At 64.8% G+C, this 14,221-nt stretch carries 17 protein-coding genes; all 17 read right to left on the reverse strand.

The annotated features are described in order from the left end of the window. Positions 1-23 precede the first annotated feature (23 nt). Positions 24-467, reverse strand: a complete 444-nt coding sequence (gene rplO, locus A5733_RS23005; RefSeq protein ID WP_067775296.1) for a 50S ribosomal protein L15 — start codon at positions 465-467, stop codon at positions 24-26. After that, on the reverse strand, positions 464-646 hold the full coding sequence (gene rpmD, locus A5733_RS23010) for a 50S ribosomal protein L30 (RefSeq protein ID WP_067775298.1): 183 nt from the start codon (positions 644-646) through the stop codon (positions 464-466). Before rpmD ends, rplO begins: the two co-directional genes overlap by 4 nt. Before the next feature lie 2 nt (positions 647-648). Continuing rightward, positions 649-1,296 (reverse strand): 30S ribosomal protein S5, encoded by a 648-nt coding sequence (gene rpsE, locus A5733_RS23015; RefSeq protein WP_074133140.1) that lies wholly within the window; start codon positions 1,294-1,296, stop codon positions 649-651. Positions 1,297-1,321: 25 nt separating this feature from the next. Then, positions 1,322-1,732, reverse strand: coding sequence for a 50S ribosomal protein L18 (gene rplR / locus A5733_RS23020; RefSeq protein WP_067775302.1), 411 nt, complete (start codon positions 1,730-1,732; stop codon positions 1,322-1,324). 2 nt (positions 1,733-1,734) lie between these two features. After that, positions 1,735-2,274 (reverse strand): 50S ribosomal protein L6, encoded by a 540-nt coding sequence (gene rplF, locus A5733_RS23025; protein ID WP_067775304.1) that lies wholly within the window; start codon positions 2,272-2,274, stop codon positions 1,735-1,737. Positions 2,275-2,287: 13 nt separating this feature from the next. Continuing rightward, positions 2,288-2,686 (reverse strand): 30S ribosomal protein S8, encoded by a 399-nt coding sequence (gene rpsH, locus A5733_RS23030; protein ID WP_036441169.1) that lies wholly within the window; start codon positions 2,684-2,686, stop codon positions 2,288-2,290. Positions 2,687-2,771: 85 nt separating this feature from the next. After that, positions 2,772-2,957, reverse strand: a complete 186-nt coding sequence (locus A5733_RS23035; RefSeq protein WP_003883429.1) for a type Z 30S ribosomal protein S14 — start codon at positions 2,955-2,957, stop codon at positions 2,772-2,774. 4 nt (positions 2,958-2,961) lie between these two features. Beyond that, the gene (rplE, locus tag A5733_RS23040) at positions 2,962-3,525 is read right to left on the reverse strand and encodes a 50S ribosomal protein L5 (RefSeq protein WP_067775306.1); all 564 of its coding nucleotides are present in this window, start codon (positions 3,523-3,525) and stop codon (positions 2,962-2,964) included. Then, entirely contained in the window at positions 3,525-3,842 is a 318-nt protein-coding gene (gene rplX, locus A5733_RS23045; RefSeq protein WP_003883431.1) for a 50S ribosomal protein L24, read from the reverse strand. The genes rplE and rplX overlap by 1 nt, the downstream gene beginning before the upstream one ends. Continuing rightward, positions 3,843-4,211 (reverse strand): 50S ribosomal protein L14, encoded by a 369-nt coding sequence (gene rplN, locus A5733_RS23050; RefSeq protein ID WP_003892852.1) that lies wholly within the window; start codon positions 4,209-4,211, stop codon positions 3,843-3,845. Positions 4,212-4,459: 248 nt separating this feature from the next. After that, the gene (locus A5733_RS23055; RefSeq protein WP_076241793.1) at positions 4,460-5,350 is read right to left on the reverse strand and encodes a formylglycine-generating enzyme family protein; all 891 of its coding nucleotides are present in this window, start codon (positions 5,348-5,350) and stop codon (positions 4,460-4,462) included. 24 nt (positions 5,351-5,374) lie between these two features. After that, the gene (locus A5733_RS23060; protein WP_076241794.1) at positions 5,375-7,744 is read right to left on the reverse strand and encodes an arylsulfatase; all 2,370 of its coding nucleotides are present in this window, start codon (positions 7,742-7,744) and stop codon (positions 5,375-5,377) included. Between the two features lie 126 nt (positions 7,745-7,870). Next, on the reverse strand, positions 7,871-8,575 hold the full coding sequence (locus A5733_RS23065) for a TetR/AcrR family transcriptional regulator (protein ID WP_076241795.1): 705 nt from the start codon (positions 8,573-8,575) through the stop codon (positions 7,871-7,873). Between the two features lie 113 nt (positions 8,576-8,688). Further along, a complete protein-coding gene (locus tag A5733_RS23070) occupies positions 8,689-10,110 on the reverse strand; it encodes an FAD-binding oxidoreductase (protein ID WP_076241796.1) in 1,422 nt (473 codons plus the stop codon). A gap of 51 nt (positions 10,111-10,161) precedes the next feature. Next, on the reverse strand, positions 10,162-10,686 hold the full coding sequence (locus A5733_RS23075) for an NUDIX domain-containing protein (RefSeq protein ID WP_076241797.1): 525 nt from the start codon (positions 10,684-10,686) through the stop codon (positions 10,162-10,164). Positions 10,687-10,720: 34 nt separating this feature from the next. After that, entirely contained in the window at positions 10,721-12,802 is a 2,082-nt protein-coding gene (locus A5733_RS23080) for an alkyl/aryl-sulfatase (protein WP_233152761.1), read from the reverse strand. Between the two features lie 120 nt (positions 12,803-12,922). Then, positions 12,923-14,206: a glycosyl hydrolase family 28-related protein gene (locus A5733_RS23085; protein ID WP_083666397.1), complete on the reverse strand. Its 1,284-nt coding sequence runs from the start codon at positions 14,204-14,206 to the stop codon at positions 12,923-12,925. Between the last annotated feature and the right edge of the window lie 15 nt (positions 14,207-14,221).

Genomic DNA, 14,221 nt, shown 5'->3' on the forward strand with positions numbered 1-14,221 from the left:
ACAGCTCGGCGGCGAGCCGCCAATTACAGCTCGGTGGCCGAACCGCCGGCAGCGGTGATCGCCTCACGGGCGCTACCGCTGAACTTGTTGGCGGTCACGTCGACCTTGACGGCCAGCTTGCCGTCACCGAGAACCTTCACCAGGCTGTTCTTGCGAACCAGGCCCTTGGCGACGAGTTCCTCGACACCGACGGTGCCACCCTCCGGGAATGCCTTGTTGATGTCGCCGACGTTGACGACCTCATACTCGGTCCGGAAGCGGTTCTTGAAGCCCTTGAGCTTCGGCAGCCGCATGTGGATCGGCATCTGGCCACCCTCGAACATCACGGGGACGTTCTTACGGGCCTTGGTGCCCTTGGTACCACGACCGGCAGTCTTACCCTTGGAGCCCTCACCACGACCGACGCGGGTCTTGGCGGTCTTCTCCCCGGGGGCGGGCTTCAGGTCGTGAAGCTTGATAACACTCATTTGACTTCCTCAACCTCGACGAGGTGATGAACAGTCCGGATGAGGCCACGCGTCTGAGCGTTGTCCTCACGCACCACGGACTGACGAATCTTCTTCAGCCCCAGCGTCCGCAGGCTTTCGCGCTGCTTCCAGCGTGCACCGATGGTGCCACGCACCTGGGTGATCTTGAGCTCTGCCATGGTTATGCCGATCCCTCACGCGCTGCTGCGGCAGCCAGCGCTTCGCTCTCGCGCCGGGCCTTGAGCATGCCGGCCGGCGCCACGTCCTCCAGCGGCAGACCGCGACGGGCCGCCACTTCCTCCGGCCGCTGCAGCATCTTCAGCGCGGCAACGGTGGCGTGCACCACGTTGATCGCGTTGTCGCTGCCCAGCGACTTGGCCAGGATGTCGTGCACGCCGGCGCATTCCAGCACCGCGCGGGCCGCACCGCCGGCGATCACACCGGTACCGGGGCTGGCCGGACGCAGCATCACCACACCGGCAGCGGCTTCGCCCTGCACCGGGTGGACGATGGTGCCGCCGATCAGCGGAACCCGGAAGAAGCCCTTACGGGCCTCCTCGACGCCCTTGGCGATGGCGGCCGGAACTTCCTTGGCCTTGCCGTAGCCGACGCCGACCATGCCGTGCCCGTCACCGACGATGACCAGCGCGGTGAAGCTGAAACGCCGACCACCCTTGACCACCTTGGAGACGCGGTTGATCGACACCACGCGCTCGATGTAGTTGCTCTTCTCGCCGCTGTCGCGGCCGCCACGGCCACCGCGGTCGTCGCGACGACCACGGCCGCCACGGTTCTCCTGCGCCGGAGCGGCTCCTGCCTGCTCGGCCATCATGCAGTCCTCTCGTTGACCATCATCAGAATTTCAGCCCGCCCTCGCGCGCGGCATCGGCCAGCGCGGCGATCCGGCCGCCATAGGTGTAGCCACCACGGTCGAACACCACCGTCTCGACGCCGGCGGCCTTGGCGCGCTCGGCGATCAGCTGACCGACCCGAACGCTGTGCGCCTTCTTGTCACCCTCGACGGCGCGCACGTCGGCCTCGATCGAGCTGGCCGCCGCCAGCGTGACGCCCTGCAGGTCGTCGACGAGCTGGACGTGGATGTGCCGGGCCGACCGGTTGACCACCAGACGCGGGGTCGCCGCGGTGCCGGAGACCTTCTTGCGCAGCCGGGCGTGGCGACGCAGCCGGGCGTTGCGGCGGGTCTCGGAGATGTTCTGCCCCACCGGCTTACGGGCGGCTGCCGTACCTTCTGCTTTGGTAGCCATGGTTACTTACCTGTCTTTCCGACCTTGCGGCGGATCTGCTCACCCTCGTAACGCACGCCCTTGCCCTTGTAGGGATCGGGACGGCGCAGGCGGCGGATGACCGCGGAGATCTGACCGACCTTCTGCTTGTCGATACCGGAGATGGAGAACTTGGTGGGCGTCTCGACGGCGAAGGTGATGCCTTCGGGCGCCTCGATCACCACGGGGTGGCTGTAGCCGAGTGCGAACTCCAGGTTGGTGCCCTTGAGTGCGACGCGGTAGCCGACGCCGAAGATCTCCATCTTGCGGGTGTAGCCCTCGGTGACACCGGTGACCAGGTTGGCCACCAAGGTGCGGGAGAGCCCGTGCAGGGAGCGGCTGCGCCGCTCGTCGTCGGGACGGCTGACCACGATGGCGCCGTCGTCGTTGCGCTCGACGGTGATCGGCTCGGCAACGTCGAGGGTCAGGGTGCCCTTGGGGCCCTTGACCGAGACGTTGCGGCCGTCGATCGTCACATCGACCCCGGCGGGAACCGGGACCGGCTGCTTACCAATACGCGACATGTTCTGCTGCCCCCTACCAGACGTAAGCGAGGACTTCGCCGCCCACGCCCTGTCGTGCTGCCTGGCGGTCGGTGAGCAGGCCCGAGGACGTGGAGATGATCGCCACGCCCAGGCCGCCGAGCACCCGAGGCAGGTTGGTGGATTTTGCGTAGACCCGCAGGCCGGGCTTGGACACCCGGCGCAGGCCGGCGATGCTGCGCTCACGGCTGGGGCCGTACTTGAGCGAGACCACCAGGGACTTGCCGACGCGAGCATCCTCGGTGCGGTAGTCGTTGATGTAGCCCTCTTTCTTGAGGATCTCGGCGATGTTCGCCTTGATCTTCGAGTGGGGCAGAGTCACCTCATCGTGATACGCCGAATTGGCGTTGCGCAGACGTGTCAAGAAGTCTGCGATCGGGTCAGTCATCGTCATGACAACCGGCTCACCTTCCTCGCGGCGGTTCCCCGTCCCCCAGTTTTTGAGGGGAGGCCTTCCGCAACCTGTTGTTGGGGGTCTGTTACCAGCTGGACTTCTGCACGCCGGGCAGTTCACCGGCGTGCGCCATCTCGCGCAGGCAGATACGGCACAGCCCGAACTTGCGGTAAACCGAGTGCGGGCGACCGCACTTGTTGCACCGCGTGTACGCGCGGACCGCGAACTTGGGCTTCTTGTTGGCCTTGTGGATCAACGCCTTCTTTGCCATGTGCTCAGTTCTCCTTGAAGGGGAAGCCCAGCGCCTTCAGCAGCGCACGGCCTTCGTCGTCGTTGGTCGCCGAGGTGACGACGGTGATGTCCATGCCGCGGGGGCGGTCGATGGAGTCCACGTCGATCTCATGGAACATCGACTGCTCGTTGAGGCCGAAGGTGTAGTTGCCGGTGCCGTCGAACTGCTTGCCGTTCAGGCCGCGGAAGTCGCGGATACGGGGCAGCGCGATGGAGATCAGCCGGTCCAGGAACTCCCACATCCGGTCGCCACGCAGGGTGACGCGCGCACCGATGGGCATGCCCTCACGCAGCTTGAACTGGGCGATGGACTTGCGGGCCTTGCGGATCTCCGGCTTCTGGCCGGTGATCAGCTGCAGGTCGTTGACCGCACCGTTGATCAGCTTGGCGTCGCGGGCGGCGTCACCGACACCCATGTTGACGACGACCTTGACCACGCCGGGGATCTGCATGACGTTGTCGAACTCGAACTGCTTGTTCAGCGCATCCCGGATCTCTTCGCGGTAGCGCTGCTTCAGCCGGGGCTGAACCTTCTCTGGTGCAGTCATCAGATGTCCTTGCCATTGGTCTTGGCGATGCGGACCTTCTTGCCGGTCTCCTCATCGACGCGGTAACCCACGCGGGTCGGCTTGCCGTCGGAGTCGACGACCATCACGTTGGACACGTGGATCGCGGCCTCCTGGGTGACGATGCCGCCCGAGGATGCGCCGCGCTCGTTCTGCGACTGCGCGGTGTGCTTCTTGATCCGGTTGACGCCCTCGACGAGGACCTTGTCGCGGGTCGGGTAGGCCTCGATGACCTTGCCCTTGGCGCCCTTGTCCTTACCCGAGACCACCAGCACGGTGTCGCCCTTGTGGACCTTCATTTACAAAACCTCCGGAGCCAGCGAGACGATCTTCATGAACTTCTTCTCGCGCAGTTCGCGGCCGACGGGCCCGAAGATGCGGGTGCCGCGCGGGTCGTTGTCGTTCTTGATGATGACGGCGGCGTTCTCGTCGAACTTGATGTAGCTGCCGTCGGCGCGACGGCGCTCCTTGACGGTGCGCACCACGACGGCCTTGACGACGTCGCCGCGCTTGACGTTGCCGCCGGGGATGGCGTCCTTGACGGTCGCGACGATGACATCACCGATGCCGGCGTAGCGTCGCGATGAGCCACCGAGCACACGGATGCACAAGATCTCCTTGGCGCCCGTGTTGTCGGCGACCTTCAACCGCGATTCCTGCTGAATCACTCGATCTCCTGACCTGGTTTTGTATGCACGCCAGATACCGACCTGGACGTGCGCGGTCTTTGTTTCCGAAGGGCACGCGGGGCTGACTCTTAAACAGCAGTCAGCCGAGGTCTGCCCAAGGCAACCCCTACATAGTAGGTGAGCACGGCGAATGCACCAAATCGTGGCGCTTTTCCCACGAACGTGCGGTGAGCGTGCGGTGAGATCGTACTTTTCCCGCCGACGGCGATCTGTGTGCACCCTCGGGGCTACTGCCCCGCCGACTTCACCTCCGCCACGCAGCGAAACCCGATATGGGTCGTCGAGCTGTCCTGCGACTGCGGGGAGCGCGCCGCCGGACGGTACCGGTGGCAGTACTCCGGTGCACACAGGTGCGAACCACCCTTGAGCACCTGGTTCACCATCGGATCAGGGTCGGCTGCCGGACAGCAGGCCGGCGCGTCGGCATCCGGTTGATGGTGCGCGGTGAACCGCGTGGTGGTCCACTCCCACACATTGCCGATCATGTCGGCGAGACCGAAGGCGTTGGGCGGGAAACTGCCGACCGGCGAGGTGCCGCGCCAGCCCAGCGCGCCGTCGTTGCGGTACGGGAAGCGGCCCTGCCAGGTGTTGGCCATCACGCGCCCACCCGGGTTCGGGTCGTCGCCCCAGGCGTAGGTGCCGTCCACTCCCCCGCGCGCGGCGTACTCCCATTCGGCTTCGGTGGGCAGCCGCCGTCCCGTCCAGGCCGCGTACGCCGCCGCGTCTGGGTAGGCCACCTGGACGACGGGATGGTCGGGGGCCGCCGGCTCGCGGTCCGGGCCGAAGGGACGGCGCCAGTTGGCGCCGGGCGCCCAGTCCCACCACTGCCGCCAGTCCCGCAGGTCGACCGGGCCTGCGGAGGGCGTGAACACCAAGGCCCCGGGGGCCAGATCGGCCTCGTCCACGCCGGGGTACAGCGCGGGGTCCATCGGCCGCTCGGCGACCGTGACGTACCCGGTGGCCTCGACGAACTCACCGAACTGCGCGGTGGTGACGGGGTGGCGCTCTATCGCGAAGGCGCCGACGGTAGCGGTGTGCACCGGAACTTCCTCGGGGTAGAACGCCGTCGAGCCCATGCGAAAGGACCCGCCCGGTAGTTCGACGAGTTCGGTGAACACGGATCCGAGGCTAGTCGCGGCCGCTCAGTCCTTGGCGAAGGCGGCGGCGAGATCCCGCTCGAGGTCCTGGTAGGGCTCACCGGACAGGTCGACGGTGACCTTCGCGATGGTGCCGCCGGTGAATGCGAACGGGGCCCGATAGTGCTGGGACACCGCAGATCCCGGGTTGCGGCCGATGCAGATGCCACCGCCGGCGAGCGCGAACATCCCCGGATGGGTCTGCATTTCCGCCAGCTCGGCCACCGCTGTGTCGTCGACGAACATCGTGGTGTCACCGAGCGGGGTGTGACTGCCCTCGACTGTGCCGGTCCGCCGGTACTGCACACCGAAGATGTGCCGCCCCAACGGAACCGGGTCCGGTGAGACCAGCAGCTGCTCGTGTTCGCCGAGGAAGTTGTAGACGTAATGCAGCCGTCCGTCGGCGATGAACAACACGTGACCACCGTGGGCGCCGCCCTGCTTGAACAACACTCCCTCGGCGTCGGCGTCGGCGTCGTCCACGCTGACCTCGGCGAGCACGGTGAACGATTGCCCGCGCAGTTCGGCCGCGGCACCGAGTCCCACCTCGGCGGTGTGCGGATAGTAGGTGTAGCTGGTTCGCTCGCGGGCCAGATACGGCCGCCACCGCGCCATGGTCTCCAGGATGTTGAGGTCGGCCAGCGGCAGACCGTTGTACTTCTCGGCCTCGCTGAACCACAACGCCGTGAGTTCGGCGAGTTTGTCCGGGTGTTCGGCGGCCAGATCATGGCACTGGCTGCGGTCGGCCGCGATGTGGAACAGCTCCCAGCGGTCGGCGTCGAAATGTGACCAGCCCGAGGGCGTGGCGGCGTGCACGGTGTTGGCGAACCAGCCTTTGTGCCAGATTCCGCGGGTTCCGAGCATGGTGTAGAACTGGGTCTCTTTGCCCGTCGGCGCATCCGGATCATCCAGTGCCACTTTGAAACTCACGCCGTCCAACGGCTTCTGCGGCACACCCCGCACACTTGCCGGCGGGGTGATCCCGAGCAGGTCGTACACCGTGGGGGTGATGTCACAGACGTTGACGTAGTTGTCGCGAACCTCGCCATGCGCACCGATCCCGTTGGGCCAGGAGATGATCGCGGTGTCGGCGATCCCACCCTCGTGGGAGGCGTAGCGCTTGAACAGTTTGTAGGGCGTGTTGAACGCCAGGGCCCAGCCGATCGGGTAGTGGTTGTAGGTCTCCGGTGAGCCCAGCCGGTCGATGAACTTCAGCCCCTCCTCGGCACTGTCGATGTAGCCGTTGAAGAACTTGGTTTCGTTGACCGAACCGTTCGGACCGCCCTCACCGCTGGCACCGTTGTCGGAGATCACCACGATGATCGTGTTGTCGAGCTGTCCGGTCTCTTCCAGGAAGTCCAGGATCCGGCCGATCTGGGCGTCGGTGTAGGACAGGAACCCGGCGAACACCTCCGCCATCCGGGCGAAGAGCCGTTTCTCGTCGTCGCTCAAGGTGTCCCACGGCCGCACGGTGTCCTGCGCGGGCCACGGTTGGCCGTTGGGACCCATGACATCCGCGTACGGGTTGACCGGCGACAACTCGGTGTCGGGCGGCACGACGCCCAGCCGCTTCTGGTTTTCCAGCACGACGTCGCGGTAGGCCTCGTAGCCCATGTCGAACCGCCCGGCATACCGGTCGGCCCACTCTTTGAACACATGGTGGGGGGCATGACCGGCACCCGGGCACAGGTAGGTGAACCAGGGTTTGTCGGGCGCGATCACCTTGGCGTCACGGATGAACTCGATGGTCTTGTCGGCCAAGTCGCGAGACAGGTGGTAGCCATCCTCGGGGGTGGCCGGCGGGTCCACCGGATGGTTGTCGTACACCAGATCCGGATACCACTGGTCGGTCTCCCCGCCCATGAATCCGTAGAACCGTTCAAAACCCCGTGAGCACGGCCAATGTCGTTTGGTGGCAGCGAGGTTGGATTCCTCCAACGGCGTCAGGTGCCACTTGCCCACACAGTAGGTGTTGTAGCCGTTTTCGGCGAGCACCTCCGAAAGGAGGGCGGTCTCATACGGAATCCGGCCGTTGCAGTTGGGGAATCCGTCGGTGAATTCCTCGATGGTGGCCATTCCGACCGTGGTGGCGTTGCGACCGGTGAGCAGTGACGCCCGGGTGGGCGAACACAGCGCGGTGGTGTGGAACTGGGACAGCCGAACTCCCCGTTCGGCGATCCGACTCATCGCGGGCATGTCCACCAGACCACCGAAGCAGTCCCAGGTGGCGATGCCGGTGTCGTCCCACACCAGGTACAGCACGTTGGGGGCGTTCTCGACGGCAGTGGGCGCGGCGTACGGGCCCCAATCCGGTTCGGAATCCCTGATATCCAGCTCGATCTTGCCGTTGAACGCTGAGTTTGACCCGGCAGCCATGGCGACCTCGTTCCGGTAGGCGATTCGACCCCGGTAAGACTGATCGCGGAGGAGACTACACCTGCTCGCCGGCGTGTGCTGACGAAACTGACGTTGCGTTCAACGCCGATTCTGACGTGGCCGGGCTCAGCGTGAGCTGTCCAGTCGCAGCGCAATTCCGTCGAGCAGCAGATCAAGGGCGGACTCACATGCGCTGCGCCGCATCGACTCGTCGAGCAGGCCACTGGTGGCCGCGATGTTCGGATGGGTGGCGGCGGGCAACTGCGCGTAGGTGTCGCGCCACGTGTCGTCGTCGCGCTTCTTGTGTTCGGCCGGCAGCGCCTCGAAGGCGGCGTCGAGCGCGGCGAATCCCAGCATCTGGTCGATGAAGGCGTGGTACACCTCCACTGCGTCTCGCTCCGGGAACCCCGCCGCGCGCAGCGAACCCAGCACCGTCTCGATGATCTGGATCTCGTGGGCGCCACCGGTCACCCGGCTCGCGGCCAGCACACCCGCTTGCGGATGCGCGAGGTACACGCGGTGCAGGCGCAACCCGAGTTCGCGCATGTCGTCGCGCCAGCGGCCGGTCGGCTCCCAGCCGTCGACCACTCGTCGCAACAGTTCCTCGGTGACGGCCAGCACCACGTCCTCGATGCCGCGGAAGTAGCGGTACAGGGCGGTCGGGTCAGCCCCGAGCGCCACCCCGAGGCGTCGGACGGTCAAACCGCCGGCGCCGTGGTACTGCAACACGCGCAGCGCGGCCTCGACGATGAGCTCCTCGGACAGCACGACGCCCCGCTTCGTCTGCCGCCGCCGTCGCGTCGGTGACTCGGACTTCAAAGTTCTGCTCATCCGCGTTCTGCTATCCGCACTGCCTTCTCCGCGCTTACGTCAACGCTCTCGTGACATTGTGCGGCGTGCGCACGCCTCTGCGCACGACAATGCTTATCCGGCGAACGGCGCACTCATGAGTCGAACCCCAATCCCATCGCGTCGAGCGCTCTCAGCAGCACGTTGCGCCGGCCCTCGTGATGGTCGGCTCGGTCGAGCGACCAACGCGTGGCCTGAATACCGGCCGAGGCCAACGGCTCCGGCGGGAACGGCAACGGCATCGACTCGACCATCTCGAGTTGGGTGCGCGCTGTCGGCGTACCGGCGAACCGGTCGAGCATGACCTCGGCGGCGAACCGGGTGGCCGCCACACCCAGCCCGGTGAACCCGGCGGCGTATCCGATGCGACCTCCGCACGCCGAGCCGAAGAACGCACAGAAACGCGTCGAGGTGTCGATCATGCCTGCCCAACGGTGGGTGAACCGGATGTCCTCCAATTGCGGGAACGTCGTGAAGAAGTGGCCGGCAAGGCGGCGGTACGTGACGTCGCGGTCCTCGTACTGCGGGCGGATCTGGCCGCCGAAGTGATAGACGGCGTCATACCCACCCCACAGGATGCGGTTGTCCTTCGACAGCCGGTAATAGTGGAACTGGTTCGACATGTCGCTGATGCCCTGGCGGTTGCCCCAGCCGATACTTGCCAGCTGGGCGTCGGTCAGCGGCTCGGTCATCAACGCGTAGTCGTACACCGGCACCGTGTGGTAGCGGTAGCGCTTCAACAGCGATGGAAATCCGTTGGTGGCCAGGATTACTCGATCCGCGCGCAGCGCCGCGCGCTCGGTACGTACGGTCAGTGCTCCACGCCGACGGTCGGGGCGGACACCGAGCACCTTGCTGTGCTCGTAGATCTCCACACCGAGTTCCACTGCGGCTCGGCCGAGTTCGCTGACCAGCTTGGCGGGGTGCACGAGCGCAGCACTGTCCTTCGACCAGAGGCCGGCCAGATACGTGGGAGAGTCGACCTGGGCCCGAACGGCCTGCCCGTCGAGGTAGACGCGCCCCGGCCTGGCGGGGGCGGCGGCCAGTTCGGCGGCCTGATAGGCCTCGAGTGCCACCGCGATGGTCCCGGTCCGTTCGAAGTCGCAATCCAGACCGAGGGCACCGACCGTGTTCTCGATGGCGTCGAGGTTCTCCATCCCGAGCCGGTCGATGATGTCGATCTCATCGGGCCACCGACTGCGCCCGTTGTCCTCACCGTGGGTCAGGGAGGCTTCGACGAATCCGCCGTTGCGCCCCGAGGCGGCCCACCCAAGGGTCTGTCCCTCGAGCAGGGCGACTCGGATACCTGGATCCCGTTGCTTGGCCAGGAGCGCCGACCACAAGCCGGTGTACCCGCCGCCGACCACCACGAGGTCGTAGGGCGACGGCCGGGTCAGAGCTGGGTAGCTGGGCTGAGCCGGCAGGTCGTCGAGCCAGAAAGGTTGCAGGACGGCGGTGGCCAACGATCGATCGACGAGGCTGCTGGCCGGGGCGGTGCGTTCGAAGACAGTTTGCACGAGTTCTTCCTGGGTGGCTGGGGACCAACTCAGTAAGACGCATCGGCAGTACTACCTCAAGGGTGTTGACGTAAGGAGCCGCGGCACCAAAATCCGGGTGTCAGGAACGAAAGACCACTCCGGATCGGCCAGGTGCCGTGCAAGTTCGTCGTCGGTCCACCACCACCCGTCGGCGACCTCCTCGGGCTGGTGACGGATGGGCCCGTCCCAACGGGCCTCGAATGCGAACAGGTGACAACGCATGGGCTTGCCGGCCCATTGCCCGTCCCACGGCGCAGATGCCAGCGGCGCCAGCGTCACTCCGGTGACGCCGAGTTCCTCGGCAAGCTCACGAGTCGCGGTCTGTAGGGGTGTCTCCCCCGGGTCGACGACGCCGCCGGCCAGGCAGTCGTGCATTCCGGCGAACACCGCTTTGGTCAGCGTTCGGCGATGCACATAGAGGCGGGAGCCATCAATGGACCGCAACAACACCCCGGAACTGGCGTGCCACAGCCCTTCTGCGTAAACCCGGGAACGGGACGCGGTTCCGATGGTGTTGCCCTCGGCGTCGTACACCGCCACCTGTTCGTCAGCCACAGCTCGACACTATCGGCCGGCGAACGTATGGCCTTTACGGAGTGACGATGTTGAACCAGAACGGGAATGTGTCCAACATGCCCACGAAGTCGTCCACCGCCTGGCGGTTGCCGTCGAGAGTGACCTTGTTCTGGTCGATGCCGTCGTTAAGTTTCAGCTTGCCCAGCTGAATCTGGTTCATCGTGTCCTTGGTCAGTTTGAGATTCGCGTTGGCATTCGGGATCGGCGCCGTCGTGTAGTTGAGCACCCCGTTTTCGACCCGCAGGCCGTACTGCTTCTTGAGGTCGGTGAAGTCCACGTTCATCGTGATGTTCTTGCCTGCGGCCTTCTGTCCGTTGAGCCGCACGGCCAGATAGTCGAACATCATCTCCGGCGGCATGGCATTGATGGTGTCCGGACTGGCGGTATCTGTGCCACCGGCATTCGGCACCCCGTTGCGCAACTCATAGGCACCCTGCAGGTACACCGACCGCCACGGCCCGGATTCGGCCTGATAACCCATCTGCTCGAAGCTGTCGGCCAGCAGGTTCTTGGCATCGGTGTTGTTCGGATTGGCGAACACCACGTGCTTGAGCACCATCGCCGTCCAGCGGTAGTTGCCTTCGTCGAAGTCCTTCTTGGCCTTCTGCAGAATGGCGTCCTCACCGCCCATGTACTCGACGTACTTCTTGCCGGCCGGCTCCGGTGGCAGGTCGTCGAGGTCGGCCGGGTTGCCGTCATACCAACCCATGTAGCGCTGATAGACCGCGCGTGAATTGTGTTTGAGCGTGCCGTAATAGCCGCGGTCGGGCCAGAAGTTGTTGAGCTCCGGCGGCATCTGGATCTCTTCGGCGATCTCCGACCCGATGAGACCGTTGTTCAGCATCCGCACGGACTGGTCGTGAATGTACTTGTACATGTCACGCTGCTTTTTCCAGTAGTCGATGATCTTGTCGTGGCCCCACATCGGCCAGTGATGGCTCTGGAATTTCACCTCGGTATTCGGGCCGTAGCGGCGGATCGTCTCGTCGATGAACTTGGCCCAGATCCGTGCATCTCGCACCTGTGCACCACGCAACGTCAACAGGTTGTGCATGGTGTTGGTGGTGTTCTCGGCCATCCACATCGCTTTGAACTGCGGGAAGAATGTGTTCATCTCCGTGGGCGCCTCGGTGCCCGGGGTGAACTGGAACTCCATGTCCACCCCGTCGATGGTCATCTTCTGTCCGGTCTGGGTGATGATGTCGGTGGGTATGATCATGCCCGCGGTACCCGTCGAGTTGGTCTGCCCCAGACCGGCATTCACGCCACCTTGCGCGTTGCGTGGCAGCAGAGCCCCGAACATGTAGATCGAACGGCGGCTCATCGCGTTACCGGCGATCACGTTCTCGCTGACGACGTCTTCGACGAAGTTGGCCGGGGCGATGATTTTCACCTTGCCCGAGTCGACGTCCGCCTGATCGACGACACCGCGCACGCCTCCGTAATGGTCGACATGGGAGTGACTATGGATGACCGCCACGACCGGACGCGCCCCGAGCTTCTCGTTCGCCAGATCCAAGGCGGCCTTGGCCGTCTCGGCCGAGACCATCGTGTCGACGAGGGTCCAACCGGTGTCACCCTTGACCAGGGTCAGGTTCGACAAGTCATACCCACGGACTTGGTAGATACGGTCGGGTACCACCTCGAACAAGCCGTATTGCATGTTCAGTTGGGCATTACGCCAAAGACTCGGGTTCACGGTATCCGGCGCCGGCTTGTCCTCGGAGATGTACTTCTTGTATTCCTCGAGGTCCCAGACCACATCGCCGTTGGCGTTCTTGATGGTCAGGGTTTCGGGGCGCTCGATCAACCCCCGTTTGGCGTCCTCGAAATCCGATTTGTCGTTGAACGGCAGCGAGTCGGCGACTTTTCGGTTGGCCGCCTTGGTGGCCTCGGTCGCGCCTTTGACACCGCTGTCGGTCTTGACTCCGTCACCGCCGGACGATGATCCACCGTTGGTCTCGTCGTTGCAGGCGGCGATCAGTGTGGTGGCGACACCCGCCACGGCCAGCCCGCCCAACACCCGGCGCCGCGGGAACTGCGCACGCGATTCGTGCAGCTTTTCGGCTTGATACGACTTCGCATTCGGATCCATGTGCGCAAATTATGCCGCCGGCCGCGGTGATCTGCGGGCAAAACACCGTAACGGCGGCGCGAAGATCGGATAACGTCACCGCCGGCATTTCCACACCGAGAATTCCGGCAGCAGAAGACCTCAAACGGTCCACCAACTCACGTCGTCGGAAATCACATCCACGGATGCGCGGTCTACCAGCAAGAATTCCGGCTCGCCGTCGATGAGCTGGCCGGCCTGAGCGTGCATTCTCACATCGGCACCGGAGTTGTTCTTGACCGTGTATCGCGAAAGGTTGTTGCGCGCAGTGGGAAATACGACCGTTGAGGCACCGGTATCGAGCAGATAGACGTAATCCACGCCGGGCGCGTTGCCGACCGTCGCCGGACCGGACAGTGTGACGACCGAACGCTGCGGCCCGGCCCGGTTTCCCGACGTATTTCCGGCGACACCCACGTTGCGTCCCTCGGCCCGGACCGGCGCCACACTGTATCCGTTGTTGTCCCATTGATTTCCGGAGATCGCGAGGTCATCGACGTACTGCGCGTCGACGGCGTAACTCCATCCGGCGCCATCGTCGGTGTTGGCGATGAAGTTTCCGGTGATGCTGAAGCCTTTGGTCCGATGCTCGGCGTCGACCGAGTAAATGCCGATGGCCGGATACGTGTTCGACGCACCCTTACCGCCATTGGTGATGTTGTTGCCGACGATCGCCACTTGTTCGTGATCGGATGTCATCCACGACGGCATGGTGAACACGATTGCCTCGCGGCGGGCGCCCTCACAGATGTTGCCGATGATCGTGAGCTGTTTGTTGCCGCGCAGCTCGATGTTGTGCTGCGGAGCTCCGTCGAGGTGGTTGGCGATGATGCGCACCGGCCCGGCCTCGATCGACAGGTTGGGGCCCGTCGAGCCGATGTTGTTGTTGACGATCCACGAGTCGTAGAAGCGATACGTGGTGTGGATGCCGTAGCCGGAGCACTGTTCGACGAAATTGTCGTCGATCCAGTTCAACAGGCCTTCGACCGCGTGGTTCAACCGCATGCCGTATCCGGTCCAGCCCAGGACCCAGCAGTGCCTGAGGTAACTCTTGTCAAGGTCGACGTCGAATCCCGGCGCACCCGCAGAGTTTGCGTCGATGACGAGATTTTCGATACGACATTCGGTCCACCGGCCGCTGATCGGTGCGACATTCGTCGTCACCCGCAGCCGAGCCGCGTGTTCACCGGCACCGAGCAGACACACATGAGCGAATCCGTCGGAACCGTTTCCGATGGTGTCCGACAATGCATATTCGCCCGCGGGGAAGAAGACGGTGCCGCCGCCGGCAGCGTCGGCCTGCCGGACCGCGCTCATCACGGCGGCGTGGTCATCGGTTGCTCCGTCGCCGACGGCACCGTGCGCCATCACATCGATCACAGCCATGGTGCCCAATGCTAT

The organism is Mycobacterium sp. NS-7484 (genome assembly GCF_001953975.1).
GTDB lineage: Bacteria > Actinomycetota > Actinomycetes > Mycobacteriales > Mycobacteriaceae > Mycobacterium.